Source organism: Curtobacterium sp. PhB142 (assembly GCF_004341255.1).
In the GTDB taxonomy this organism is placed as follows: domain Bacteria; phylum Actinomycetota; class Actinomycetes; order Actinomycetales; family Microbacteriaceae; genus Curtobacterium.
In genome coordinates, this window is the sequence record NZ_SLUT01000005.1 from 39,972 (window position 1) to 66,585 (window position 26,614).

The following is a 26,614-nucleotide window of genomic DNA, read 5'->3' on the forward strand; positions in this document are numbered from 1 at the left end:
AGAGCGGTTGCGATGGGAAGCGGGAACGGGCGTACCTGGTCGTTCCAACCGACCAGGTACGCCCGGTTTCGGCAGGTATGCACCGGTCCGGCTCGGGCGCGCCCCGGTCCCGGCAGGTACGCCCGGTTCCGGCAGGTACGCCCGGTCCTTCCCAGAGCGGCTGCGGTGGGAAGCGGAAACGGGCGTACCTGGTCGTTCCAACCGACCAGGTACGCCCGTTCCCGGCAGGTGCGCACCGGTCCGGCACGGGTGTGCCCGGTTTCGGTAGGTACGCCCGGTTTCGGCAGGTACGCCCGGTTCTTCCCAGAGCGGGTGCGGTGGGAAGCGGGAACGGGCGTACCTGGTCGTCCCAACCGACCAGGTACGCCCGTTCCCGGCAGGTACGCGCCGGTCCGGCACGGGTGCGCGGGTGCGCAGGGCTGCCGGGAGGCCCGGGGCACGTCGGTGGGTCCGGCTAGCGTTCCGGGCATGGTCACCTCGTCGTGCTGCGTGCCGGGTTGCGCGGGCCCCGCTGCGGACGCGCTCGCGGGCGTGCCCCTGTGCGCGACGCACGTCACGCTGGTGACCGAGTTCGCGGCCGAGCACGTCGGCGTCGAGGACGCCCTGCCGGGCCCGTGCCCGGTGTGCGGATCCCGTGTCGGGGTGCGGTTCCCGACGGGCTTCGTCTGCGCACGGTGCGAGTGGCGGTGGGGCGTCGTGCCCGACGGCGACCTCGCTCCCCCGCGGGTCGACGTCGTGTACTACCTGCGGATGCGCGACGACTTCGGCGACCGGGTGAAGATCGGCACGACGATGAACCCGAGGCAGCGGCTGGCCGCGATCCCGCACCAGGACCTCCTGGCGTTCGAGCAGGGCGACCGGTCACTCGAACGTCGGCGGCACGCGCAGTTCGCGGCCACCCGGTATCCCGGCACCGAGTGGTTCCGGGCGACACCGGAGCTGCTCGCGCACGTCGACGCCGTCGCCGCCGGGGCGGACGACCCGTGGGACCTGCACGCCCGGTGGACGAGCGCGGCACTCGCCCTGCGCGGCTGACCGAGCGGGCCGGAGCGTGTCCGCGCTGGCGGCCCGCCCAGGCCGGTCAGGCCGCGCACGTCGGCGGCCCGCCCAGGCCGGTCAGGCCGCGCGGAGCATCCGGTCGGCGGTGCGCAGGGACAGCGCCATGATCGTCAGCGCCGGGTTCGCGATGACGGCGCTCGGGAACACCGAGTTGTCGGCGATCCACAGATTCGGGACGTCCCACGAGCGGCCGTCCGGGTCGACGACCGAGGTCTCGCGGTCCGCGCCCATGCGGGCCGTGCCGATGGTGTGTGCGGTGCGCTCGAGGACCCGGACGTCCTTGCCGCCGGCGGCCTCGACGATGGTCGTCATGGTGCGGACCGCGTGGCGGCGGATCGCGTCCTCGTTCGCGCCCGGGGTGAACGAGACCCGGGCGCGTGGCACGCCGTGCTCGTCGACCTCGTCCGCGAGGACCAGCCGGTTGTCGTCGTAGGGCAGGCACTCGGCGTTGATGCCGACGCCCGCGGAGTGCGGGTAGTCCTGCAGCGCCCGCACGAGCTCCGCGCCGCGCAGGCCGCCGCCCCGGATGAGCGTGTTGGCGAAGGTCTGCGGCTGCACGCCGAGGCTCTGGATCAGGTACCCGCCGGCGAAGTCCGCGTCGGCGGGGCGGACGAAGTCCTCGGTGATGATCGACGACGGGTAGCCGCGGTAGGAGCGCATCGACTCGTCGAACCGTGCCCAGACCTGGGTGGCGCCGTGCGCGGTGAAGTTCCGGCCGACCTGGCCGTTGCTGTTCGCGAGCCCGGTGTGCAGCAGCAGGCGCGGGGTCTCGATGCCGCCGGCGGCGAGCACGAGGGCCCGGCAGCGCTGCCGGTGTTCGCGGCCGTCGTGGGTGTACAACACGGCGCTGACCTCGCCGGAAGCATCGAGCTCGATGCCGTGCACGAACGAGTCCGGCCGGATCTCGGCGCCGAACGCCACCGCGGCGGGCAGGTAGGTGGTGTCCATCGAGACCTTCGCGCCGTTGCGGCAGCCCTGGTGGCACGAGCCGCAGGAGACGCAGGCGTGCCGCAGGCCGTGGTGCTCCTGGTGGCGGTCCTCGGTGGTCAGCCCGACGGGGGCATCGGTCGCGGTGATGCCGGCGGCCGCCGCCCCGCGCATCATCATGTCCGACGAGGCGTTGCGCGCCGGCGGACGCATCCGGTAGCGGCGCGACGGGTCCCACGGGTAGTGCTCGGGTCCGGCGACCCCGACGTCGTGTTCGACCTGCTCGATCCACCCGGTGAGCTCGGCGTGGCTGATCGGCCAGTCCTCGCCGACACCGGACGCGGAGCGCAGCGACAGGTCGTGCGTGCTCGGACGCGGGGTGAACGCGCCCCAGTGCAGCGTCGAACCACCGACCCCGGTGCCGCTGTTGTTCGGACCGAACGCCGTCGGTGCGCCGCCGCCGCTCAGCCGCTCGTCCATCCAGTTGATGTCACCGGGCGCGGCGACCTCGTCGGGCACGTGGTCTCCCGGCTCGGTGTTGCGACCGGCCTCGAGGGCGACGACCCGCAGGCCACGTCGGGCCAGGGAGGCCAGCAGGGGCGCTCCGCCGGCTCCGGTGCCGACGACCACCACGTCGACGACGTCGTCCGTGCCGTAGGTGCGCTGTCCGTCGAGTCTCATCGTGCTGCTTCCGTCGTCGTGGTGCCGTCGTGCGTGTCGTCGTGGGTGCCGTCGTGCGTGTCGTCGTGGATGCCGTCGTGCGTGTCGTCGCGGGTGCGCTCGCGGCGGTCGGGTGCCGCTGGCTCCCAGGCCTCGCGCTGGTCGGCGGCGAGCAACTGGAAGCCCTGCTTGCGGACGCCGTCGCCCCCGTTCGCGAAGCCGTCGAAGTCGATGGCCGCCATCGTCGCGGGGTGCGCGAGCCAGTGCTTCACGAGGTCGACGCTGGCGTCCTCGTACCAAGCGCGCAGCTGTGCTGCATCCATCACGGCGTCGAGCACACCGTCGGCGCCGTACCGACCGGCGGCCACGTCCTGCAGGGCTCTGTCCAGCGCGCCGTCCGCCGCCGGCCCGGCGAGCACGTCGAGCGCTGCCCGGTACGCCTCGAGGTCAGTGGGCATGCCGTCGACGCGCCATCCGTCACCGAGCCCCGCGGCGAGCTGGTCGTCGACGCGCAGGGCGAGGTCCACCTGACCGTCGCCGGGCTGCGGCACGACGATGCGCGCGATCGCACGGAGGGTGTCGAGTTGCCGAGCAGTGAGCGCTCGCGGTTCGGCGGTCGGGTCGTCGGGCAGCGCGCGGGCCGCCAACAGGGAGCGCATCCGGGCGCTGACCCGCGGCGAGGCGATCACCCGTGCCTGCTCGACGGGCACGACGGGAGCCCCGGTGAACCGACGGGCCCAGAAGTCGCGGATGCGGTCCGCCACCGCCTCGGGCTGCTCCCACGGCAGCAGGTGTGCGGCACCCTCGACGACGTGGAGCTCCGAGTCGGGCCAGTGCGGCAGCGTCAGGCGCCGCTGTGCCTCGGCGTCCAGATCGCCGTCCTCGGCACCGGCGAGCACGAGTGCCGGCACGGGGTTCGTGGCCGCGTCGGACCAGTCCTCGCGGCTGCCGCGCGTGAGCCACGCCGTCCACGCACCGGGATCGGCGCGCTCGACGTCCTGCACGGCCGTCGTGTGTCGCTCGGGCGCCAGGGTGGACGCGGTGTTCGCGTCGACGAACTCGGCGGCGTGCGCCGCGCTGATCGGGCCGTCCGCCGCCCAGGACAGCATCGCGGCGCGGCGGTCGTCGTCCATCGGTTCGGGCGCCAGCGGCGAGGCCGCGAGCAGCACCACGGCGCGCAACCCGAACAGGCCGTTCGCGCCGGACATCGTCCGGTCCGCGACGACTGTGGCGACCTTGCCCCCCATGGAGTGACCGACCAGTACCCACTCGCTCGCGCCACTGGCACCGATCGCGCGCTCGACGAGCACGGCCATCTCCTCGACGGTCGTGCCGGACGACGCCGGGCTGCGGCCGAAGCCGGGCAGGTCGATCCCGATGAGTTCGAGGTCGTCGCGGATCAGGGCGCGGCGGAGCAGGGCGAACTCCTCGGAGCTCGCCCCCAACGCGTGGAGGCAGAACGCAGGGGTCACTCCTCTTGCCTACCGGTCGCTCCGCGGAGGACCCAGGCGGGGTGTACCCCGTCGGCCGGTCTTGTCCCCCGATCGCTCACCGTGCGTACGCGTCCACGAAGAGGTCGCCGCGGATCTCCCGCAGGGTGTCGGCGAGCCGGTCGACGGTCCGGCCGGAGATGCCGGACACCTGCAGGTCGTACGGCCCGAGCGCCGGCAGGCGTCCGGTGCGGATGCGAACGACCTCCCAGCCGACGGCGCGGACGGCGCGGTCCTTCCTGCGGTCGGTGTCCTGCCGCGGGCCGACGTGCTCGAGGCCGTGGCGACCGGTCGAGTCGTACTCGATCGCGACGCGCAGCTCGGGCAGGATGATGTCCGGCCAGACCTCGACGTGGTCGAAGAACGGCCGGTCGAGGCGGATCGCGGAGTGGTCGTAGGTGAACGCGAACCGGTCGGACAGCGCCGCGCGCAGCTCGGCCTCGACCGCGGAGGCCGTCGCCGGGGCGCAGACGCTCGTGAAGGACTCGCCCGAGGGCAGCCGCGGGGTCTTCGGGCAGATCGTGCGGGGCACCGGCCGACTCGGACGTCGCGGCGTGCCCGGTGCCGGTCGACGTGCGCGGGTGCGGGTGCGGCTCGAGGCGACGGCACCCGCCGGGGTGCCGCGGGAGGGCGCGGCCGGCAGGGTCTGGCGACCGGTGGCCCGGACGACACGCTGCGGGACCGGTACCTGCGACGGCCAGTCGGACGGCAGGACCGGCCAGCGCTGGGGCTGCGCCTGCACCGCGCACTCCGGGCACCACACCGAGCGTCGGCGTTCACGACCCGGTCGGGACCGCTGTTCGGACGGCGTGGCGACGAAGACGTGGCCGACGTCGCACTCCCACGTCAGCAGGACCTCGGCCGCCGGCGGGACCTGGGTCAGGACGACGCCGTGGTTCCAGTCCGGGTGGTACTGCCGGATGAGCACCGGGTACGGCGCCCAGTCGGCGCGGAACTGTCCGACGGCGTACGGCACCGCCTCGCCGCGCGACCACTGTCGGCGGCGCCACCACGCGTCGACGGGTTCGGCCACGTCCACACGCTAGGCACCGCCACCGACACTGCGGGAAACCGGGGTGCACTCAGCCCGCGAGGGCCTGCTTCGCGTACGCGACGAGCGCGTTCGCGTGGCCGTGGCCGAGCCCGTGCTCGGTCTTCAGCCAGGCGACGACCTGCATGTGCGGGTGGTCGTCGAGCTGCTCGGCGACCAGGTCGAGCCACTCCTGGACCGGGCGGCCGTACGTCTTCTCGATGCTCGGGAAGTACGACGCCGGCCCCTTCGCCGTGCTGCCGTCCGCCGGGGGCGCTGGAGCGGTCACGCGGTGCGCTGTCATGGCAGAACAGTACTGCGCACCCGGCGTCACGGAACGTCACGCGCGCGGCGACTGTGACGCAGCGTTCCGCCCCGTAGCGGTGTGTTTCACGGTGCGTTGTCCAGGCACCGCGACCCTTCTACGGTCGCGACATGACCGACACCAGAACGGGACTGCCCCGCGACGCGACCAGCGCCGTCGCCGGCACCGACGGGGTCGACGCGACCGGCGTCGACCACGCGGCCGGGACGCCGGGCGCACCACGGGCCTCCCGGCCGACCGTCGCGACCGACGCGAGCGACGCGACCGACCCGGCCGACGCGACCGACACGTCCGTCGACGCCGCCGGACGCGCCGCGCTCGACCGACCCGTCCTCCCGCTGCGGCACCCGCTGCGCTGGATCGCCGCGGCCGTCGTGCTCGTGGTGCTCCTGAACTTCGTCGAGACACTGTTCACGAACGAGTCGTGGGGCTGGCCGGCCGTCGGGAAGTGGCTGTTCAGCCCGGCGATCCTGACCGGCCTGCAGCTCACGCTCCTCGCGACGGCGCTCAGTGCGGTCATCAGCTTCACCGGCGGCATCGTCGTCGCGATCGCCCGGCTCTCGCGCAACCCGGTGCTGTCCGGGCTGGCGTGGGGCTACGTCTGGCTGTTCCGCTCCGTGCCGCTCATCCTCGTGCTCGTCTTCCTGTACAACCTCGGGTCGCTGTACCCGACGATCGGCATCGGGATCCCGTTCGGGCCGCAGGTCGAGGTCACCACGGCCAACGTCCTCGGCGACCTGGCCATCGGCGTGATCGGCCTGAGCCTGAGTGAGATCGCCTACGCCTCCGAGATCGTCCGCGCCGGCGTGCTCGCCGTCGACCACGGCCAGCACGAGGCCGCGCAGGCCCTCGGACTCCCCCGGCGTCGCCAGTTCGTGCGGGTGATCCTGCCGCAGGCACTGCGGTCGATCGTGCCGGCGTTCGTGAACCAGGTCGTCGGGCTGCTCAAGGCGTCGTCGCTGCTGTTCTACGTGTCGCTGCTCGACCTGTTCGGGGTGGTGCAGAACCTGTCGAGCACCTACCCGACCGACATCATCCCGCTGCTCGTGGTCGCGACGCTCTGGTACCTCGCGCTCACCAGCGCGGTGTCGGTCGTGCAGTACTACGTCGAGCGGTGGACCGCCCGCGGCTCGGTGCGGGCGTTGCCGCCCACGCCGTTCCGGCGGGTGCGGGCCGCCGTGCGTCGCGGTTCCGGACGTGGGTCGGGACGGCCTGGAGGCCCGGATCGCCCCCGGCAGGCCACCTCCGCCGCGCGCGTGGTCGCGTCCGGCCCCACTTCCACCATCGACGACAGGACCATCTGATGAGCGCAGCGATCAGCATCCACGGAGCCGTCAAGGCGTTCGGCGACACGGTCGTCGTCGACGGCGTCGACCTGTCGTTGCCGTCCGGGAGCGTCACCGTGGTGCTCGGCCCGTCCGGGTCCGGCAAGTCCACGCTGCTGCGCGCGATCAACCACCTCGAACCGCTCGACCGCGGCGTCGTCACGGTCGGCGGCGAGACGATCGGCGTCCGGCTCCGGACCGGGCGCGACGGGGTCCCCCGCTACAAGGAGCTGCCCGAGCGCCTGATCCTGCGGCAGCGGTCGCGGATCGGGTTCGTGTTCCAGCACTTCAACCTGTTCCCGCACCTGACCGCGCTCGAGAACGTGGCCGAGGGGCCCATCGCCGCCGGGGTCCCCCGTGCCGTGGCGCGCGACCGTGCGGCGGCCCTGCTCGAGCGCGTCGGACTCGGTGACCGTGGCGACACCCGGCCGCGGCAACTCTCCGGCGGGCAGCAGCAGCGCGTGGCCATCGCGCGGGCACTGGCACTCGAACCGTCGGTCGTGCTGCTCGACGAGCCGACCTCGGCACTCGACCCGGAGCTCGTCGGCGAGGTGCTCGGGGTCATCCGGGGGTTGGCGGACACGGGCACCACGCTCGTCATCGTCACGCACGAGATCGCCTTCGCCCGCGAGGTCGCCGACCACGTCGTGTTCCTCGACCACGGCCGCGTCGTCGAGCAGGGCTCCCCCGCCCAGGTGCTCGACGATCCGCAGCACGCTCGCACGCGGGACTTCCTGTCCCGCGTCCGCTGACGCCGTCCCCTCGACGTTCCTTCTTCCCCTTCCACCCGATCCCAGGAGAACCATGTCCCCCACCACCCCCGCACGCTGGCGGAACCGCGCCGGCGCCCTCGTCCTCGCCACCGGAGTCGTCGTCGCCCTCGCCGGGTGCGCCACGTCGGCGACGGCCGGCTCCGGCTCGGGCTCCGGCGCGTCGGACGGCACGGTCACGATCGGCGCCGCGTCGAACGGTGCCGCCACCGAGACGAAGGTCACCGTCGACGCGGACGAGAAGCTGCACGACGAACTCCCCGCGTCGATCAAGAAGTCCGGCAAGCTCGTCGTCGGCATCGGTGCGCTGCCGGCCGGGTTCCCGCCGCTCGCGTTCACCGGCGACGACCAGAAGACGCGGACCGGCTCCGAGCCGGACCTCGGTCGTCTCGTCGCCGCGAAGCTCGGCCTCGAGGCCCAGGTGCAGAACGCCACGTGGGACAACCTGTTCGTCGGGATCGACGGCGGCAAGTACGACGCCGGGTTCTCGAACATCACGGTGACCGAGCAGCGCAAGGAGAAGTACGACTTCGCCTCGTACCGCCAGGACAACCTCGCGCTGCAGGTGCCGGAGGACTCCTCGTTGACGTTCGACGGCGACCCGTCCGTGCTCGCCGGCAAGACCGTCGCCGTCAGTTCCGGCACCAACCAGGAGCTCATCCTGCTCGGCTGGAAGGCCGACCTCGCGAAGCAGGGCAAGACGATCACGATCAAGTACTACCCGGACGGGAACGCCGTGAAGCTGGCGCTCGACTCCGGCAAGATCGACGCCTACTTCGGGCCGAACCCGACGGTCGCCTACCAGAACACGTTGAGCGCGGACGGCGCGAACCCCACGAAGACCGCGGGCACGTTCTCCGGCGCGGGCGGGGACCTGCAGGGGCTCATCGCGGCGACGACGAAGAAGGACAGCGGGCTCGCCGAGCCCATCGCGGACGCCATCGACGAGCTGATCGACGACGGCACGTACGCGAAGTGGCTCAAGTCGTACAACCTGTCGAACGAGGCCGTGGAGCACTCCGAGGTCAACCCCGAGGGGCTGCCGCTCGACGCGAGCTGAGCCGGGTTCGGGCGGGTCCGAACGACTCGGAACGACTCCCTCGATGTCGCACGACGTCGAGGGAGTCGTTCTGTGCGCGCGCGGGTGGTCGGCGCCGATGCGGAACGACATCGTCGACGTCGCACGACGACCACGATGTCGCTCGTTGCGCGCGCATCGTCCGACATTCCACGAGGTGATCGACGCGTGCATCGTCGGAACATGCACACGCACTCGATGCTTGTGCATAGGACGACGATCCACCTGGCGATCAACGGGTGGATCGTCGGAACATGCACACGCACCGGCCGCACGCGCACCGACCCCGAACGACATCGTCGACGTCGCACGACGACCACGGTGTCGCTCGTTGCACGCGCCACCGGTTGCACGCGCGCACGAACGACGAGCCCGATGTCGTGCGACATCGAGCTCGTCGTTCCGGGTCGGCACGGACCAGTACGGTCAGCGCACCCCGGCACCCACCGCGGCACCCACGCCAGCACGCGCACGCGCAGCACCAGCACCCGCACCCCGCGCCGCCCACTCCGCCGCGAGCAGCTCGTACGAACGCACCCGGGCGTCGTGGTCGTGCGTGATCGTCGTCACCAGGAGCTCGTCCGCGCCGGTCGCCCGCTGCAGGACCTCGAGGCGGTCCGCGACGGCCGCAGCGTCGCCGACGAACCGGGTGGCGAGCCGATCGGCGACCGACGCCGCCTCCACCGCAGCGAGCGGCGCAGCACCTGCGGCGGACGGCGTCGGGTACTCGATCGCCCCGACGCCGGAACGGATCGAGTGCACCCACTCCGCGTACCCGAGCGACAGCTCCGCGGCCTCGGCCTCCGTGCGCCCGACGACGACGTCCGCCGACACGATGACGTGCGGTGCCTCGAGCGCCCTTGGGCGGAACGCGTCGCGGTAGGCCTGCACCGACGCCAGGACCGTGCCGGGCGACGTGTGGTAGTTCGCGCCGTACGGCAGTCCGAGTGCTCCGGCGACCCGGGCGCTCTCACCGCCGGTCGACCCGTGGATCCACAGTTCGACGGACGCTCCTGCTGCCGGCGGCGCCTCGACCACGGTGCCGTCCCGCGACCAGGTGCCGGCGAACAGCCCCCGGATGAGCGACAGTTCGCCCTCGAACCGGTCGACGTCACCGGGGACGCGTCCGAGCAGCTCCCCTTGCAGGGCGAACCGGCTGCCCGGTGCAATGTGGAAGTCGAACGGTGCGGGCACGAGCAGTCCGTCGACGACCTCGTCCGAACGGGGCGCGAGCGACGGCGGCTTGGGGGTGCCGGGTGCCGGCGCCCCGGAGCGGCCGAGCCCGAGGTCGATCCGCGGCCCGTACAGCGCCGCGAGCGTGCCGAAGGTCTCGGCGATCTGCAGCCCGCGGACGTTGCCGACGAGCGTCGCCGCACTGCCGACCCGGATCGTCGACGTGGCCGCGGCGACCGCCCCGATCACGATGGTCGGCGCGCTGCCCGCGACACCGGGGTTGAGGTGGTGCTCCGCGAGCCAGTACCGGGCGTACCCGGCACGTTCCGCGGCGACGGCCAGGTCGACGGTGCGGTGCAGCGCCGTGGTTGCGGACGACCCGGCGGTGACCGGCACCAGGTCGAGCACCGAGAGCGGGACGGAGCGAGCGGCGCTCACGAGGCGTCCTTCCACGCGCCGGTCAGCTGGTCGAGCCGGGTGTCGGCCCCGAAGACGATGCCGTGCACGTCCGTCGCCGGCGCGATGATGCTGGTGAGTTCGTGCACCGGGACGAAGTCGACCTGGGACGCGATGCGCTGCTGGATCTCCCCGAAGGTGGCCGACCGGTCGGACGCCGACGACTGCGACAGCTCCTTCGTGAAGAGCGCGTCGAGCGTCTTGTCCGATGCACCGATCGACTGGGCACCCGAGCTGGAGAACTTCGACCGCAGGACGTCGCCGTCTGCGCGCGAGCTGTTGTCCCACGACAGGTCCCAGTCGCCGCTCGTCAGGTTGGCGAGGTACTGCGGCACGGTCCCGCTCTCGAGCGTGACGCCGACGCCGACCTTCTTCAGCTCCTGCTGGATCAGCTCGAGGGACGTCTGGTTCGGTCCGAAGTTCGTGATCCAGACGAGCTTGAGCTGCAGCTTCGTACCGTCCTTCGAGCGGATGCCGTCGGAGCCCTTCTCCCAGCCAGCGGCGTCGAGCGCCTTCTTCGCTGCGGCGGGGTCGTACGCGGCCGAACCCGACGACGTGTCCGCGTACCCGGGCGTCGTCGACCCGAGGACCGAGTTCGCGACCTTGAACAAGTCGTTCAGCGAGGTGTCCCGGACCGCCTTCGGGTCGACGGCCTGTGCGATCGCCTTCCGGACTGCGAGGTCCGACACGATCGGCCGCTTCTGGTTGAACGTCAGACCGAACACCTGGCCGGGGTTGGCGCGGGTGACGAGGTCGTACTGCGCCTGCAGGGTGTCGACGTCGCTCGGCTGCACGCTGCTGATCGCGTCGAGCTGCCCGGACTGCAGGCTGCCGGTGCGGACGCTCGCCTCGGGCACGACCTGGAACGTGACCTTCGACAGGTGCGCTGCCCCGGAGCCGCCGCGGGCTGCGGGACCCCAGTCGTAGTCCTTTCGCTTCGTCAGGATCGTGGACGTGTTCTTCGTGTACGACTGCAGCGTGAACGGTCCGGTCCCGATCACGGCCTTCCCGTCGGCGCGGTCCTCGAACGGGGTCTCGGTGGTCTTCGGGGCGACGATGCCGAGGGCGACCGACGACGTGGCGTTCGGGAACGCGGCGTTCGGCGTCGAAAAGTCGACCTCGACCGTGTCGTCGTCGACGACCTTCGTCCCCTCGTAGCCGGAGAAGTACGCGGCGGCCGTGCTCGATGCGCCGGCCGAGGCGATGTCGTCGAAGGTGTCCTTGACGGCCGTCGCGTCGAACGCGGTGCCGTCCGAGAACGTGACACCGGAGCGCAGGTCGAACGTGAACGCGGTGGCGTCGGCGTTCGCCGAGTACTTCGTCGCGAGCCACGGCTTGAGCGAGCCGTCGGACGGGTCCTGCCAGAGCAGCGAGTCGACGAGCTGCCGCGTGATCGCGAGCGTGTCGTTGCCCGCGCCGGTACCCGTCGGGTTGAGCGTGATCGGGTCGTTCGCGATGGCGTAGGTGAGCGAGCCGCCGTCGACGGGCTTCGACGACGAGGACGTCGACGCGGTACCGCCCGACGAGCAGCCCGCCATGACCAGGGCCGCCGCGGTGCCGGCCGCGATCGCGGCCACCAGACGGAACGGGGTGCGGTGGGTGGTCATGAGACTCCTTCGGTGGTGGGGACACGCCGGGATCGTCCCGGGATCGCGTCGAGCAGTGCGCGCGTGTACTCGTGCTGCGGGTCGTGCAGCACCTGCGCCACGTCGCCGTGCTCCACGACGCGGCCGCCCCGCAGGACGGACACCTCGTGCGCGATGCGACGGACGACGGCGAGGTCGTGCGAGATGAACAGGTAGGAGACGCCGAGCGTCGACTGCAGCTCCGCGAGCAGGTCGAGGATCTGCGCCTGGACGGACACGTCGAGTGCGGAGACGGGTTCGTCGAGGACGATGAACGACGGGTCGAGTGCGAGCGCGCGGGCGATCGCCACACGCTGCCGCTGTCCGCCGGAGAGCTCCGCCGGTCGACGACCGAGCACGGACGACGGCAGCGCGACGAGGTCGAGCAACTCCGCCGCCCGAGCCGTACGGGACCGCCGGGTGCCGATGCCGAAGGCCGCGAGCGGGTCCGCGATCACCGCCCCCACCGACAACCGCGGGTGCAGCGCCGCGTACGGGTTCTGCTGCACGATCTGCGCCTGCCGCCGGTACGCCCGCAGCGCGGCACCGCGGGCTCCGCCCACGTCGGCGCCGTCGAACCGCACGCTGCCGGCGTCCGGGCGTTCGAGTCCGAGCACGAGGCGCGCGGTGGTCGACTTGCCCGACCCGGACTCCCCCACCAGCGCCAGGGTGCGGCCCCGCGGGACGGTCACGTCCACCCCGTCGACGGCGGTCACGCGGTCGAAGGACTTCCGCAGTCCGGTCGCGACGACGAGTGGGTCGCCGTCTGCCGGGAGGCCCGTGGCACGTCCCACGGACACGGTCACGTCGTCGAGACTGGGCGCCGCTGCGATCAGTGCGCGCGTGTACGGCTCACGGGGTGCGCCGAGCACCTCGGCCGGGGTGCCCTGCTCGACGATCCGTCCCTCGGACATCACGACGATGCGGTCGGCCCGGTCGGCGGCGACCCCGAGGTCGTGCGTGATGAACAGCACGCTCGTGCCCCGTTCGGCGACGAGCCGGTCCAGGTGGTCGAGGATCGTGCGCTGGACCGTGACGTCGAGCGCGCTCGTCGGTTCGTCCGCGACGAGCAGCTCGGGGTCGCCGATCAGGGCGATCGCGATGAGCACCCGCTGCCGCATCCCGCCGGACAGCTCGTGCGGGTACTGCCGCGCGCGGAGCTCAGGACGGTCGATGCCGGCCCGGCGGAGCTCCTCGACGGCGCGTTCCCGGGCCTCGGCACCGGTGGCGAGTCCGTGGATCCGGAGCACCTCGGCGACCTGGGTACCGATCCGCGTCACGGGGTTGAGCGACACCGTCGGGTCCTGCGGCACGAAGCCGATCCGGACGCCGCGCACGGACCGCACCTGGCGGTCGGTCGCGGTGACCAGGTCGAGGTCCCCGGATCCGTCGGCCGCCCCGGAGAGCCGCACAGTGCCTCCCGTCAGGTCCGCCGCTGCGGGCAGGAGCCGGAGGACCGCGTGCGCCGTCGTCGACTTGCCCGAACCGGACTCGCCGACGATGGCGACGCGCTCGCCGCGGCCGACCTCGAGTGAGACGCCGTGGAGCGCGGTGCGCGCACTGCTCCCGCGGCCGTAGGTGACGGTCAGGTCCTGGATGCTGAGCAGGCTCATCGGACGGCCCTCCGTTCGGTGTCGAGCGCACGGGCGACGCGGTTGCCGGCGAGCACCGTGACGGCGATCACCAGGCCGGGGATGGTCGTGAGCCACCACGAGGACGCGATGTAGTCGCGCCCGGTGGCGACGAGGGAACCCCACTCGGGCTGCGGTGGCTGCGCGCCGTAGCCGAGGAAGCTCAGGCTGGAGACGGCGAGGATCGCGCTGCCGAACTCGAGGGCGGCGAGCACCAGGACGGGACCGGCCGCGTTCGGCAGCACGTGCACGAGCAGCACGCGCCACCAGCGGTTGCCGTTCGCGCTCGCCGCCTCGACGTACGGCGCAGTGCGGACCCGGACGACCTCGGAACGCATGATGCGGGCGATCGTGGCGATGCTCGCGACGCCGACCGCCACCGCGACGTTCACGGTGCCGAAGCCGAGCACGGTGACGATCGTCAGCGAGAGCAGCAGGCTCGGGATCGCGAGCAGGACGTCCGCGACGCGCATGAGGACGGCGTCGACGACCCCGCCGACGAAACCGGCGACGAGCCCGACGAGCGAGCCGCCGACCAGGCCGATGACGATCGCGAGGACCGCGGCCTGCAGCGTGAGCGCGGTGCCGTGCACGACGCGGGCGTACAGGTCGCGGCCGAGCTGGTCGGTGCCGAACCAGTGCGCGACGTCGGGAGCGGTGAGCTTGGCGGCCGGGTCGGCGGCGAGCGGGTCGTGGTGGGTGAGCGCTCCGGGCAGGAGCGCGGCGAGGACGACGAGGGCGAGCCAGACGATGGCGATGGTGAGCGTCGGACGGGCGACGAGCGCGCGGAGCGCTGTCGTCGTGCCGCCGGGGACGCGGTCGCTGACGAGCGACGCGGGACGGCCGATCGCGAGCTGCGTGGTCTCGGTCATGCGGGGACCGCCTTCGGTTCGGTGGCGCTGGACGGGCTGGTGCCGGGCGTCCCGCCGGACGGGATGGTGCCGGACGGGGTGGCGCCGGGCGTCGCTCCCGGTGTCGCTCCGTCGTGGTCGCGGAGCTTCCGACGGCTGCCGGCGACGACGACGCGTGGGTCGAGCAGCGGGTACACGAGGTCGACGACCAGGTTCACGACGACGAAGACCGCGGCGGCGAGCAGCACGATGCCCTGCACGACGGGGATGTCCTGCTGCTGCACGGCGGTGGCGGTGACCCGGCCGAGGCCCGGGCGGGAGAACACCGTCTCGGTGACGACGGTGCCGGAGAACAGCTGCCCGACGATGAGTCCCGTCACGGTGAGTGCGGGCAGCGCAGCGTTCTTGAGCGCGTGCCGGAGCTGTACCCGCCAGCGCCCGGCACCCTTGGCGTACGCCGTGTCCACGTACGGCTCACGGAGCGTCTGGACGAGGGACTTCGACAGCAGCTGGGCGATCGTGGCACCGGTCGGCAGCGCCAGGGTGATCGCCGGCAGGACGACCGACGCTGGGCCCTCGCCACCGAACGCCGGGAACACGTGCAGTCCGAACGAGAACCACTGCACCAGCAGCAGCGCGAACCAGAACCCGGGGACGGCGACGCCGATCGGGGGCAGCTGGAGCAGGAACTGACCGAGGGCCCGGTTCCGGGTCCACGTCGCCAGGACCGCGATCCCGCCGCCGAACACGATCGCGAGCACGAGGCCGGCGACCGCGATCTGGGCGGTCGGCGCGATCGCTTCGCCGATGACGTCGGCGACCGGTCGGCCGACGCCGATCGAGCGGCCGAGGTCGCCGGTGAGCAGGGCGCCGAGGTGCTGGACGTACTGCACGAGCACCGGCTGGTCGAGGCCGTACTGGCGCCGGAGCGCGTCGAGCTGCGCCGCCGTGACGTCGGTGGCGTCCGGGCCGACCATGATGCGGGCCGGGTCGCTCGGCAGCACGTAGAGCACGAAGAACGAGATCGTCCACGCCGCCCAGAGCACGAGCACGGCCTGACCGATGCGGGAGAGTACATAGCGGGTCACGCCGCCACCGCCGTCCGGGCGGGCGTCCACCCGAGCGCCGGTGCGACCTTCGCCACGACGTCCGAGACGATCTGCTCGTACTCGTCACCGGCGAACTCGTAGGGCAGCTCGATCCGGAACTCGTCGACCTCGGCGAGCGTGGCGTCGTGCACGAGCTGCTCGACGATCTGCTCGGCGGGCCCCACCAGGTCGGCGGAGAACAGGGTCCGCCGCGGTCCCTGGGGCGCGGTCTGCCGTGCGAGACGGGATTCGTACCAGGTGCGGTACCGCTCGCGCGAGACCCGGTCGGCCGAGTCGGTCGGCACGACGCACCGGCCCCAGGCCACGCGGGGCGTGCGGCCGGTCGGCAGCGCGGCGCGGTACGCCGCGAGCTGGTTCCGCTGAGCGGTGCCGTAGTCGTCGGTGTCCTCGCCCGAGGTGAGGTTGCCGAGCAGCAGGTTGAGCCCGGAGCTGCCGGCGAACGCGGCCGACCGGAGCGACCCGCCGCCGTACCAGACCCGGTCGACGAGACCCGGGGCGTAGGGCTGCAACCGGGGGCGCTGGACGTTCCCGGGGCTCTGGATGACGGTGTCATCCGCGCCGAGGAACGCGCCGCGCAGGTTCTCCACGAACCGGGAGACCCGCCCGTACCCACGGTCGAACGCGCGCCAGCCGCCGTCGAACACCAGGTCGCCGAGGATCTCGGCGTGCGGCGACCCGGTGGACAGCCCGACCTGCAGCCGACCGTGCGCCAGGACGTCGGCGAGCGAGAAGTCCTCGGCCAGGCGGAAGGGACTCTCCCACCCGATCGGCACGACGGCGACGCCGAGCTCGATGGACGTGGTGCGCTGCGACGCCGCCGCCAGGAAGACCGCGGCCGAGCCGATGCCGTGCTCGAGGTGCCGGTGCCGGACCCAGGCACCGTCGACGCCGAGCCGCTCCGCCGTGGCGAAGAGGTCGAGGGTGGCCTCGAGACCGTCGACGGGGGCGTCGTCCTCGAAGTTGCCGGGGACGAGGATCGCCAGGCTCGAGACCGTCACGCGAGCACCCCGGCGGACGCTGCCGCACGCACCGGACCCGCCGCAGCGGCCGTGCGTGCGGCGGCCGAACGGTCGCGGATCGTGCCGGGCAGGTCGAGCGTCTGCCGGAGGGTCGCACCCTCGTCGTAGGACTGCCGGTAGACACCGCGCTCCTGCAGCAGCGGGACGACCGTGTCGACGAACTCGTCGAGGCCGTACGGGTTGGTGTGCGGCACGACGACGAACCCGTCGGTGGCGCGCTCCTGCACGTACCGGTCGATCTCGGCGGCGATGTGCGACGCCGTCCCGACGAACCCGCCGCGGGTCGAGGCGCGGATGACGAGGTCGCGGATGGACAGGTGCTCGGCCTCGGCCAGGTCCCGCCAGGACTGCACCAGGGCGGGGACGTCGCGGGTGTGCCGTGCGCGCCCGCGGGTGATCGCGGTGCCCTCGTAGTCGGGCTCGATCGTCGGCAGCGGACCGTCGACGTCGTACGACGACAGGTCGCGGTTCCAGACCTGCTCGAGGAACGCGATCGCCGTGGCCGGGCTGACCTGGGCCCGACGGATGGCGTTCGACCGTTCTTCGGCGTCCTCCGCCGACGACCCGATCACGAACGTCGCGCCGGGCAGGATCTGCAGCTCGTCCTTCGATCGTCCGACCCGTTCGAGCCGCTCGGTCACGTCGCGGTAGAACGCCTGCGCGTCGTCGAACTCGGTGTGCAGCGAGAAGATCACCTCGGCGTTCGTGGCGGCGAGGTCGCGCCCTTCGTCGGAGTCACCGGCCTGCACGATCACCGGGTGCCGCTGCGGACTGCGGGGCACCGGGAACGTGCCGGTGACGTCGAACTGCGCGCCGTGGTGGTCGACGTCGCGGATGCGCGACCGGTCGGCGAACACGCCGTCCGCCAGCGCGCCGCCCGCGGCGGTGCCGGCGACGACGGCGTCGGCCTGCCACGAGTCCCAGAGTTCGCGGGACAGCGCGATGAACTCGGCGGCCCGCGTGTACCGGTCGGCGTGGTCGAGGAACCCGCCGCGGCGGAAGTTCGCGCCGTGGAACGCGTCCGAGCTCGTCACGACGTTCCACCCGGCACGGCCGTCGGTCAGGTGGTCGAGCGTGGCGAGCTGCTTCGCGAGTTCCACGGGCTCGTTGAAGGTCGTCTGCAGGGTGCCGACCAGACCGATGTGGTCGGTGACCCCGGCCAGGGCGGCCAGGACCGCGAGGGTGTTCGGGCGTCCGACGACGTCGAGGTCGTGGACGCGGCCCTTCTGCTCGCGGAGCCGCAGGCCCTCGGCGAGGAACAGGAAGTCGAAGAACCCGCGCTCGGCGTTCCGGGCGAAGTGTTCGAACGACGAGAACGCGATCTGGCTCTCGGCGCGGTCGTCGCTCCAGATCGTGGTGTTGTTCACGCCGGGGAAGTGTGCGGCGAGGTGGACCTGACGCTTGGTGCTCATGCTGAGACCTCCACGGAGACGGAACCGGCGGGTGCGGACGCGTACCGGCTGACGGCCGGGGCGATGCCGAGCCGCGTGCGCAGGTCGGCGGTGGGACGGGACGCCACGTCGGCGCGGAGCCCGGCGGTGACGAGGGCGGGGACGAGCTGCCTGGCGATGGCGGTGCTGTCGATCGGGATGCGCAGGGGGCGGAGCCGGACGCCGGCGAAGCCGATGCCCCGAAGGTCCCCGATCAGCGACACGAGTTCGGGCACCGTCGTCGCGAGCACGGACGTGTCCGACCCGGAGCCGACGGCGTACGGGGCACCGGCAGCGGCGTCGAGCGCGGCGAGCTCGTCGGCCGCGGCAGCGGTCGAGGACCCGATCAGCACCGCGAGGTCGGCGAGGACCGGACGACGGACGTCCGACCCGGCCACCTGCTCGAGGTGACGGACCTCGTCCAACAGGTCCCGCGCCTCCCGGCCCTGGTACCCGGGCGTGACCAGCACGACGTCCGCAGCGTCCACGGCGAACGCCGCAGCGTCGGCGCGGTGGGCCAGGGCGAAGACAGGCGGCCGGCCCTGCGGCGACCGCGGCACGATCGACGCGCCGTGCACGGACAGGTGGCGGCCCGCGTACTCGGCGTTGTGGATCCGGTCGCGGTCGATGAACCGGCCGGTCGTGACGTCGCGGATGATCGCGTCGTCGTCCCAGCTGTCCCAGAGGCGGGAGACGACCTCCGCCGCCTCGCGGGCCTCGTCGAACAGCGTGGCCGCGTCGTCGCCGCCCGGGCGGCGGCCGAACAGGGCCGCCTCGCGGGTCGTCGGACTCACCTGGATCCGCCACCCGGCTCGCCCGAGCGAGACGTGGTCGAGGGTCTGGAGGCCCGTGGCGACGTGGAACGGCTCGGTGTGCGTCACCGAGACGGTCGGCACCAGACCGACGGCGCGGGTCGCGGGGGCGACCGCGTTCGCGACGAGGAGGGCGTCGAGTCGTCCGACGACGGTCGTGGTGTCGAGGTCGAGGTCGTGGTCGGCAGCCGTCGGGCCCGCGGTGAACGAGTCCTCGATGGTGACGGCGTCGATGCCGAGCCGGTCCTGCTCGACGACGACGTCGCGCCAGTGCCGGAGGCTCGACAGGCGCTGCGCGGCCGGGCCGGCGACGCGCCAGGCGGCGGGGTGCCAGCCGGCGCCCTGCAGTGCGGTGACGAGGGTGATGCGGTCGGGCATGGCAGTCCTCCTAGTGGGTGTGGGCGGCGGCCGGCGCGGGGGTCGCGTCGGCGGGGGCCGCGTCGGCCGGGTTCGCGTGGGCGGGGGCCTCGTCGGCCGGGTTCGCGTGGGCGGAGGCCGCGTCGACGCCGAACTTGAAGCCGAGTCGGCCGTGCGCGAACCCGCCGCCGGCGCGGATCGCGGTGGCGACCCAGGCGGCCTCGGCGAGTTCGGCCTCGGTCGCACCGGCCGTCACCGCGCGCTGGCTGTGGCCGTCGATGCAGTAGACGCACTGCGTGGTGATGCCGACGGCGAGGGCGATGAGCTCCCGGTACTTGAGCGGGATCGCGCGGCCCTCGGCCTGGAACACCGACTCGTCGAACTGGACGAAGGCCTTGAGGATGTCCGGGGTCTGCTGCTTGTAGACCTTCGTGAAGGTCTTGTCCTGTTCGCGGTCGAGGTAGTCGGTCATGTCGGCGACGCTAGGGCGGTCGGGGCCCCGAGGCGACGGGTGTTGCGGACCGTGACCGGCGGTGTCGCCGTGTGACACGGTGCCGCCGGCTGGCCGTCACACGGCGTCACGCGCGGCGCGGGACGCGCGGTCCGCACGGTGCGGCCTCCGTCGGTCGGTGCGAGGTTGCTCGCTCCGTGAGCGGCTGCAAGCCCGCACGGTGCGACCAACCTCGCACCAGCTGGGCGCACTCGCACCGTGCTGCAGCCCGGCCGCTCCGCGGACCTCGCACGGTGCGAGGTCAGAGCCCCCGGGCGCGCGCCGCGAACCGCCCGCGCAACGTCACGTCCTCGTAGGACCGGTGGAACACCCCGCGGCGCTGCAGGATCGGCACGAGCTCGTCCACGACGGTCTCGAGGCCCCGCGGGAACTCGTCGATCATCAGGTTGAAGCCGTCGGCGGCACCGGTGCGGTACCAGTCCTCGATGGTGTCGGCGGCCTGTTCGGGCGTGCCGACCACGATGCGGGCGCCGTACCCGCCGAAGCCCCGGAGCACGTCCCGCAACGAGGTGTTGTTGGCGCGCACCCACCGCACGACCGTCTCGTGGTACCCGAGCGAGGGCCCGTAGGTGACCGGGTCGACCTCGCGGTCGAGGATCGCCGACGGGATCGGCGCGTCCGGGTCGAGCCCCGACACGTCGGCGTCGAGGTGCGTCCCGAGCGCCCGGAGCGAGTAACCGTCCGGCGCGAGGGCCTCGAGCTCGTCGAACCGGCGCTGCGCCTCGGCCTCGGTGCTGCCGAGCACGAGCGACAGTCCGGGCACGACGGCGACGTCGGCCGAGCTCCGGCCGTACGTCCCGGCGGCGACCTTGACCGCACGCAGGTGCTCGCGGGCGGGTTCCGGCGTCAGCTCGACGGCGAAGACGCCCTCGGCGACCCGCGCCGCCAGGTCACGACCGTGCGGCGATCCCCCGGCCTGGAACACGACCGGGTGCCCCTGCGCCGACGGTGGGACCCGGAGCACGCCCTCGAGGTCGAGGAACTCGCCGTGGTGGACGACCGGCTCCCCCGTCGCGGCGGACCGCCAGAGCGCCGTCACGAGGTCCACGAACTCGCCCGCGCGGGCGTACCGCTCGGGCCGGTCGGGGTTCGTCGCGACACCGAAGTTGGCGGAGACCGAGCGGTCGTAGGTGGTGACGGCGTTCCAGGCGACGCGCCCGCCGGACACCGTGTCCAGCGACAGCAGCCGCTCGGCGACGTCGAACGGGTCGTTGTACGTCGTCGATGCGGTGCCGACCAATCCGAGGTGGCTCGTCGCGTCGGCGATCGCCCCGAGCGCCACGAACGGCTCGAGCAGTCCGTAGGCGCGGACGTTCGGGTCGCCGAACGCCGGGTGGTCGGCGAGGAAGACCATGTCGAGCAGGCCGCGTTCGGCGGTGCGCCCGAGGTCGCCCCAGAACGCCGCCGTGAGCAGGTCGGTCGGGTCGACGTCCTGGGTGCGCCAGGCCGCCGGACGCTGCCCGAACCCCTGCAGGTTCACGCCGAGGATCAAGCCGGCGTCGCCGCCAGCGCCCGTCACGCGGTCACCGCCGCGGCGTCCGGCACGGCCAGCCCGAGCAGGGCGCGGAGCGTCGGTCGCGTCGGTCGCGTCGGTCGTGGAGGTTGCGTCACGGTCGACCGGGAGGCCCGGTGCGGCTCCGCCCCGTCCGTCGCTCCCGGCAGCGGTGCGAGCGGGTGCGCCGCGCCCCCGAGCACGAGGTCCGCTCCGGGCACGTCGACGTCGTGCCAGACCGCGAGGACGGGCTCGCCCTGCCGGCTCGACGGAGTCGTGAGCGGTCCCCGGACGCGGTAGCCGTCCGGCCCGCCGTCGTGGTCGAGCGGTCGGATCCGGTCGGTGTGCGCGAAGACACCCGACGTGCGGTCACCGACGATGCTGTCGAGCGGCCAGGTGCGCCACAGCCCGCGGAGCACCCGGGCGAACTCGGCAGGGTCGTGCGGTGCGCCGGTGCTCGGGGCTCCGGTGCTCGGTGCGCCGTGGTCCCGGGCGCCGACGACGATGCCCACCCGGCCGTCCAGGACGTGGTCGAGCGAGAGCACCCGACGGGCGACGTTGTACGGGTGCTCGCGGGTCGGTGCCACGGCGACGAGGAACCCGTGCTCCGGCAGGGCACGGCCGAGGGTGAGCGCCGCGGTCGTCGGGTCGAGTCGGTGGCCGGTGCTCGTCGCCGCGTCGAGGCGATCGGTGCCGATCGCCACGACGGCGGCTCCGGAACCGACGATGCGGACCGCGAGTCGGGCGATGCCGCCGGGTGTGGCGGCCGCCGCGGCGAGGTCCGCGTCCGGGACGGCGACGACGAGTGGTGCGGGGGCGCTGGGCGCGGTGGTCACGGTGGTCCTCCCGTTCGAGGTGCGCAGAACGGCCCGCCACGGTCACCTCCCCAGCATCCGTGGCGAGCCGGTGCACCGACCGTAGGTGCTCACCTCAGCACGCTGCACGCAGGTGTCGGCGGGTTGCGCCCCGTGACGGTCCGTTACGGCGGAGTGCTCAGCGGTCTGCCGTCAGCGGTCCAGCGGACTCGCACCGTTGACGAGCAGGTCGGCGACGATGCGGCGCTTGTGCACGCGCGGGTTGTGCGACGCCAGGGTGCGGGCGTTCCGCCAGTGCCGGTCGAGGCCGAGCGAGCGGAACGTCCCCGAGGACCCGAGCGCGTCGAACACCAGCGTCGTCGCGTCGAGCACGGCGTCCGTGACGATGGTCTGGGCGCGCGCCACCGCGACCCAGCTGCGCTCGAGCGCCGCACGCAGCGCCGGGTCCGTCGACGGGTCCGCACCGGCCGCACGCAGGGCGGTGTGCCGGTCGACAGCCGCGTCCACCGGGCCGAGGCTCGCGGCGAACGCGGCGTCGGCGGCGTGCACCCGGGCGTCGACGGTGCCGATCACGCTCAGCAGCTCCGGATCGTGGGTCGGATCCGCCGCGGTGCCGTTGTGGTGTCCGCGCGCCCGGGACCGCAGCGCCTCGACGCCCTCGCGCAGGGCAGCGCGGCCGATGCCGACCAGGATCGCGTGCATCACGGTCTGGTAGTACTGCTCCTGGTACGGGTACCGGGTCGCGTACGGCAGCACCCGCTCGTCGGGCACCGGCACGTCGGTGTAGGTCACGCTCCCGCTGCCGGTGATCCGCTGGCCGAAGCCGTCCCAGTCGTCGCCGATCAGCACACCGGGGTCGGAAGCGTCGACGAGTGCGACGGACTTCGCGCCGGTGTCGTCGACCGCCAGCACCGTGATCCACCGGGCGTACACGCTGCCCGTCGAGTAGAACTTCCGACCGGTCAACCGCCAGGACCCGTCCGGGTCGCGGACGATCCGCGTGGTGAGGTCGACCCCGGTCGTGTTCGGCGACTCGCTCCACCCGCCGCCGACGAACTCGCCGTCGCCGAGGCGCGTGACGATCGCACGGTCGAACGCGGTGCCCTCGGCGTGCACGCGGTCCTCGACGAACGAGAAGTGGTTCCGCCACACGTGCGCCAGGTTCGGGTCGACCTCGGCGATCTCGGCGATCGCCCGGAACACGTCGGACAGACGGGCACCGACCCCTCCCCACGCGACCGGCGTCCGCCACCGTGCGAAGCCGGCGTCGACGAGCCAGCCGAGCTGGTCCGTGGCGAGACGCTCCTCACGTTCCCGTTGGCGGGCGTCGAGACCGATCCGCTCGATGACGGGCCGGAGCGGCGCGATCAGCGCGTCGTAGTGGTCGTCGGCCGGGAGCTCACTCGGACACATGGCGGCACGCTACCCAGGTGCGCGCGGCGAGCGGCAGGGCGCCGCAACGCGGGGCAACCGAGCGCAACCGGACGTCACACGGTGCGCGGACGGCTTCACCACACGATGCGCGCGAACTCCTCGCGGAGCCGTCGGGCCCGGCCCGGGTTGACCTGCTCGACCCACCCGATGCGCCCGAGCAGGTGCGCCCGGAACTCGGGGTGTCCCGCACGGTTCTGCGAAGCCGGCCCGTGCACCGCGGCGTTGTGCAGGACGGCGTGCAGCCGGTCGACCTCGCGCCGCCCGGGCGAGGTCCGCTCGTTGACGACGACGCCCGTGACCGACTGCCGGACCCCGCGGCGCCGCACCCGGGTCTTCGACGGGTTGAGGCGGTGTCCCTGGTCGGTCACGATCCGGTCGACGCCCCGCAGGAACGCGTCCGGTCGCGCGGCGAGCTGGTCGCCCCCGCTGAACGTCAGGTCGTCGGCGTAGCGGGTGTACACCGCGTCGACGGCGCCGGCCCACCCGGCCAGCCGGGCGTCGAGGTGCCGGAGCGAGGTGTTCGCCATCGCCGGCGACGTCGGTGCGCCCTGGGGCAGGTGCGCCGTCGCCAGCGCCTGGCGGAGCGCGTGGCGTTCCTCCGGCGAGCCGCCGACGGGCATCGCGCTGAGCACGTGCACCGGCACCCGGTGGGTGCAGAGGCCGGTCAGCACGTGCGCGAGCGGTTCGGCGAACCCGGCGGCCCGGAAGACGCCGTAGACCGTCGGGGCGCTGACGCTCGCGAAGAACGTCGTGAGGTCGGCGGTGACCACGACCTGCTGGCCGGTGTGCACGGCCGCTCCCGTGACGACGCTCCGGCCGGCCACGAACCCGTGCGCGGCGTCGTGCACGGGCAGCATCGTCAGGAGTTCGTCGAGGATCGTCCGTTGCGTGCGGCGGAGCATGTCCATCGGCTTCTCGAGCAGGCGCGGTGCTCGACCGGGTCGGGTGATCCACTCGTGTCGGTAGTGGTGGAGCGGGCTCGAGGGCCCGGAGCGACGGTTCCACGCGCGGGTGTCGGCGAGCCAGAGCAACCGGCCGACGGTGAGGTCGAGTGCCCGGGCGAGCTCGGGCAGGGTGTCGACGAGCAACGGGCTCGCGGTCTCCGGACGGGCACGCACCGCGGTGGCCCGGCGCACGAGCACGCGGACCGGCCGGCGGTCCTCGCGCGACCGGTGCAGCGCCACGAGCCGGGGCGCGACGGCCAGCACGGCGGCGAGCTGGCGCGGAGCGTCCACCGGTGGCCGGGGGTACGCCTCGAGCGCGGCGGCGACCGCGAGCCCGACGTACGCGCGCTCGACGCCGACGACCACGTACCCGACGGCCGTCAGCTCGTCCGCCTCCCACCGCTCGGCGGTGAGGAACGCGTCGGCCAGCGCCGCGGTGACGACGGAGCGGGGCGTGGGGTTCCCGGAGGACCTGTCGGTGCCTCCGTGCAGCGTCGCGCGCGGAGCGCGCTCGCCTGCTCGGGGCGTGTCGTCCTGCTGGTCTTGCGTGCCCCGGGGTGACCCCGGAGAGGTCGACGCGTCACGCGCGCCGGCCGCCTCCCCCGGGAACTCCACGCGCTCACCCTACGGCGGGCCTCCGACGCGCGCACCACCCCGGTCCGTGCCAGGATCGCCGGATGGTCTCGTACTTCCTGAGCCACGCCGAGGTCGTCGTGGAACCCGCCGAGCCGATCGAGTCGTGGGGGCTCTCCGCCGCGGGACGCGCACGCGCAGCGCGGTCGGGTCCGCTGGCCTGGGATCCGGGCGTCCGGACACTCGTGTCGAGCACGGAGCGCAAGGCCGTCGAGACCGCCGAGCTGCTCGGGGCCGCGGTCGGGCTCGTGCCCGCGCAGGATCCCCTGCTCGGCGAGATCGACCGCAGCGCGACGGGCTACCTGCCGCCGGCCGAGTTCGAGGGTGTCGTCGACCGGTTCTTCGCGGAGCCGACCCGATCGGTCCGCGGATGGGAGCGGGCCGTCGACGCCCAGGCCCGCATCGTCGGAGCGGTCCGGCGGCTCACTGCGGCGGGCGACGCGACCATCGTGTCCCACGGTGCGGTCGGGGCGCTGCTCCTCGCCGACCTGACGGGAGCGCCGGTGTCACGCGCGCTCGACCAACCCGGCATGGGCAGCGTGTTCGCGTTCGATGCGCGGGCGTGGCGGGCGACGAGCACCTGGCAGCGCGTGCCCTCCGGCTGACGCGCACGCCGACCGCCGACGCCGAACGACACCGTGGACGTCGCACGACATCGGCCCTGTCGCTCCCGCGCGGCTGCAACGACCCGCGCGCGCAACGAACGACGTCCTCGACGTCGTACGACATCGACCTCGTCGTTCGGCGTCGACCGGGGCGGGAGTGCGCGGCCCCAGCGACACCGGTCAGGCGGGCAGCCGCTCCCCCGCCTCGACCGCGACGTCGAGCCGGTTCTCGGCCGGCGGCAGCGGGCACGTGGCGTGCGCGGTGTACGCGCACGGCAGGTTCGTGGCGCGGTTGAAGTCGATCCGGGTCGCGCCGGCGGCATCCGGGGCGGCGATGTCCAGGCTCCGGTTCGCCGCGTAGGTCGTGACGCCACTCGTGCGGTCGGTGAACAGGACGTGCAGACCGTCGCCGTGCCCATTGAACGCGAGGAGCGACCGCGGCCCGTCGAGGTCGAAGGTGAGGACGCCCGGCGCTGCGTACACGTGCTGCAGCCCGTCGACGACCGAGCCGACGGTGACCTCGCGCGGTTCGTCGAACGGTTCGAAGTGCGCGTCGACGACGAACCGGTCCGACGGCTCGTACGTCGGGGTGCCGGGGTACTCGGTCCGGGTCGGGTTACCCGGGTGCCGGGGCCGGATGACGTCACTGCCGCCACGACGGGCGACCTCGATCACGACGGTCTCGTCGCCGTCCTGCCACACGACGTTCGTGCTCGAGCGCTCGGGCAGTGGTCCGAAGCGGTGCGTCCCGGTGACCGGCTGCCCGTCGACCGTGATCGTCTCGCCGTCCGCGAGCTCGACGACGGGGCCGTCCTCGCCCGTCGACCACGTGCCCGGGGCGTCGTCGAACCGCTCGGGCGTGCTCGTCAGCCACCGGATGCTCGTGATGGCGAGGAAGCCGTGCTCGCTCGCCCGGGCTCGTTCGTGGGCGTCGTGCCAGGCCGCCCACTCGGTGGCGGATTCGGGTGCGGTCGGCGTCGTCGTGCTCATGCCCCCGACGCTACGACGCCCGGGCCGCGAACGCGAGGTCCCCGTCGCGCGACGTCACGCGCA

The 26,614-nt window shown here is 73.2% G+C and carries 23 protein-coding genes; 5 read left to right on the forward strand and 18 right to left on the reverse strand.

All coding sequences use genetic code 11. From position 1 onward, the window contains the following. Positions 1–468: 468 nt before the first annotated feature. Positions 469–1,035 (forward strand): GIY-YIG nuclease family protein, encoded by a 567-nt coding sequence (locus EDF31_RS11015; RefSeq protein WP_131846156.1) that lies wholly within the window; start codon positions 469–471, stop codon positions 1,033–1,035. A gap of 81 nt (positions 1,036–1,116) precedes the next feature. Here EDF31_RS11015 and EDF31_RS11020 read toward each other — a convergent pair whose 3' ends face one another. From EDF31_RS11020 to EDF31_RS11035, 4 genes are all read right to left on the reverse strand, one after another. Beyond that, entirely contained in the window at positions 1,117–2,667 is a 1,551-nt protein-coding gene (locus EDF31_RS11020; protein WP_131846157.1) for a GMC family oxidoreductase, read from the reverse strand. After that, positions 2,664–4,118, reverse strand: coding sequence for an alpha/beta hydrolase (locus EDF31_RS11025; protein WP_131846158.1), 1,455 nt, complete (start codon positions 4,116–4,118; stop codon positions 2,664–2,666). The genes EDF31_RS11020 and EDF31_RS11025 overlap by 4 nt, the downstream gene beginning before the upstream one ends. A gap of 76 nt (positions 4,119–4,194) precedes the next feature. Continuing rightward, a complete protein-coding gene (locus EDF31_RS11030; RefSeq protein WP_131846159.1) occupies positions 4,195–5,169 on the reverse strand; it encodes a hypothetical protein in 975 nt (324 codons plus the stop codon). Positions 5,170–5,218: 49 nt separating this feature from the next. Continuing rightward, positions 5,219–5,470: a DUF4287 domain-containing protein gene (locus EDF31_RS11035; protein WP_123938199.1), complete on the reverse strand. Its 252-nt coding sequence runs from the start codon at positions 5,468–5,470 to the stop codon at positions 5,219–5,221. Positions 5,471–5,601: 131 nt separating this feature from the next. Here EDF31_RS11035 and EDF31_RS11040 point away from each other — a divergent pair, with 131 nt between their 5' ends. From EDF31_RS11040 to EDF31_RS11050, 3 genes are read left to right on the forward strand one after another with little or no spacing between them, the layout of a single operon-like run. Continuing rightward, positions 5,602–6,795, forward strand: coding sequence for an amino acid ABC transporter permease (locus EDF31_RS11040; RefSeq protein WP_243649983.1), 1,194 nt, complete (start codon positions 5,602–5,604; stop codon positions 6,793–6,795). Next, complete coding sequence (locus tag EDF31_RS11045) at positions 6,795–7,568, forward strand: amino acid ABC transporter ATP-binding protein (RefSeq protein ID WP_131846160.1); 774 nt, start codon at positions 6,795–6,797, stop codon at positions 7,566–7,568. The genes EDF31_RS11040 and EDF31_RS11045 overlap by 1 nt, the downstream gene beginning before the upstream one ends. Positions 7,569–7,620: 52 nt before the next feature. Further along, complete coding sequence (locus tag EDF31_RS11050; RefSeq protein ID WP_131846161.1) at positions 7,621–8,646, forward strand: transporter substrate-binding domain-containing protein; 1,026 nt, start codon at positions 7,621–7,623, stop codon at positions 8,644–8,646. Between the two features lie 444 nt (positions 8,647–9,090). Here EDF31_RS11050 and EDF31_RS11055 read toward each other — a convergent pair whose 3' ends face one another. The 13 genes from EDF31_RS11055 to EDF31_RS11115 form a co-directional block, all read right to left on the reverse strand. Continuing rightward, complete coding sequence (locus EDF31_RS11055) at positions 9,091–10,275, reverse strand: LLM class flavin-dependent oxidoreductase (RefSeq protein WP_131846162.1); 1,185 nt, start codon at positions 10,273–10,275, stop codon at positions 9,091–9,093. Beyond that, entirely contained in the window at positions 10,272–11,900 is a 1,629-nt protein-coding gene (locus EDF31_RS11060) for an ABC transporter substrate-binding protein (protein ID WP_131846163.1), read from the reverse strand. The genes EDF31_RS11055 and EDF31_RS11060 overlap by 4 nt, the downstream gene beginning before the upstream one ends. Further along, the gene (locus tag EDF31_RS11065; protein WP_131846164.1) at positions 11,897–13,531 is read right to left on the reverse strand and encodes an ABC transporter ATP-binding protein; all 1,635 of its coding nucleotides are present in this window, start codon (positions 13,529–13,531) and stop codon (positions 11,897–11,899) included. The genes EDF31_RS11060 and EDF31_RS11065 overlap by 4 nt, the downstream gene beginning before the upstream one ends. Next, entirely contained in the window at positions 13,528–14,421 is an 894-nt protein-coding gene (locus tag EDF31_RS11070; RefSeq protein WP_131846165.1) for an ABC transporter permease, read from the reverse strand. Before EDF31_RS11070 ends, EDF31_RS11065 begins: the two co-directional genes overlap by 4 nt. After that, positions 14,418–15,488, reverse strand: coding sequence for an ABC transporter permease (locus EDF31_RS11075; protein ID WP_131846166.1), 1,071 nt, complete (start codon positions 15,486–15,488; stop codon positions 14,418–14,420). The genes EDF31_RS11070 and EDF31_RS11075 overlap by 4 nt, the downstream gene beginning before the upstream one ends. Next, positions 15,485–16,507, reverse strand: a complete 1,023-nt coding sequence (locus EDF31_RS11080) for an LLM class flavin-dependent oxidoreductase (RefSeq protein WP_131846167.1) — start codon at positions 16,505–16,507, stop codon at positions 15,485–15,487. Before EDF31_RS11080 ends, EDF31_RS11075 begins: the two co-directional genes overlap by 4 nt. After that, the gene (locus EDF31_RS11085) at positions 16,504–17,940 is read right to left on the reverse strand and encodes an NtaA/DmoA family FMN-dependent monooxygenase (protein WP_131846168.1); all 1,437 of its coding nucleotides are present in this window, start codon (positions 17,938–17,940) and stop codon (positions 16,504–16,506) included. Before EDF31_RS11085 ends, EDF31_RS11080 begins: the two co-directional genes overlap by 4 nt. Next, on the reverse strand, positions 17,937–19,148 hold the full coding sequence (locus tag EDF31_RS11090) for an LLM class flavin-dependent oxidoreductase (protein WP_131846169.1): 1,212 nt from the start codon (positions 19,146–19,148) through the stop codon (positions 17,937–17,939). Before EDF31_RS11090 ends, EDF31_RS11085 begins: the two co-directional genes overlap by 4 nt. Positions 19,149–19,158: 10 nt before the next feature. Further along, positions 19,159–19,599, reverse strand: coding sequence for a carboxymuconolactone decarboxylase family protein (locus tag EDF31_RS11095; protein ID WP_131846170.1), 441 nt, complete (start codon positions 19,597–19,599; stop codon positions 19,159–19,161). A 280-nt stretch (positions 19,600–19,879) separates the two neighbouring features. Then, positions 19,880–21,157 carry an NtaA/DmoA family FMN-dependent monooxygenase gene (locus tag EDF31_RS11100; RefSeq protein WP_207896197.1) on the reverse strand — a complete coding sequence of 426 codons (1,278 nt, stop codon included), beginning with the start codon at positions 21,155–21,157 and terminating at the stop codon, positions 19,880–19,882. Further along, positions 21,154–21,966 (reverse strand): LLM class flavin-dependent oxidoreductase, encoded by an 813-nt coding sequence (locus tag EDF31_RS11105; RefSeq protein ID WP_165901395.1) that lies wholly within the window; start codon positions 21,964–21,966, stop codon positions 21,154–21,156. Before EDF31_RS11105 ends, EDF31_RS11100 begins: the two co-directional genes overlap by 4 nt. Before the next feature lie 171 nt (positions 21,967–22,137). Continuing rightward, complete coding sequence (locus tag EDF31_RS11110; RefSeq protein WP_131846172.1) at positions 22,138–23,358, reverse strand: acyl-CoA dehydrogenase family protein; 1,221 nt, start codon at positions 23,356–23,358, stop codon at positions 22,138–22,140. A 95-nt stretch (positions 23,359–23,453) separates the two neighbouring features. After that, the gene (locus tag EDF31_RS11115) at positions 23,454–24,938 is read right to left on the reverse strand and encodes a reverse transcriptase family protein (protein ID WP_131846173.1); all 1,485 of its coding nucleotides are present in this window, start codon (positions 24,936–24,938) and stop codon (positions 23,454–23,456) included. Positions 24,939–25,000: 62 nt separating this feature from the next. Here EDF31_RS11115 and EDF31_RS11120 point away from each other — a divergent pair, with 62 nt between their 5' ends. Beyond that, entirely contained in the window at positions 25,001–25,561 is a 561-nt protein-coding gene (locus tag EDF31_RS11120; RefSeq protein ID WP_131846174.1) for a histidine phosphatase family protein, read from the forward strand. A 180-nt stretch (positions 25,562–25,741) separates the two neighbouring features. On the opposite strand, the gene EDF31_RS11125 is transcribed toward EDF31_RS11120, so the two are convergent. Then, positions 25,742–26,551: a DUF1684 domain-containing protein gene (locus EDF31_RS11125; RefSeq protein WP_131846175.1), complete on the reverse strand. Its 810-nt coding sequence runs from the start codon at positions 26,549–26,551 to the stop codon at positions 25,742–25,744. Between the last annotated feature and the right edge of the window lie 63 nt (positions 26,552–26,614).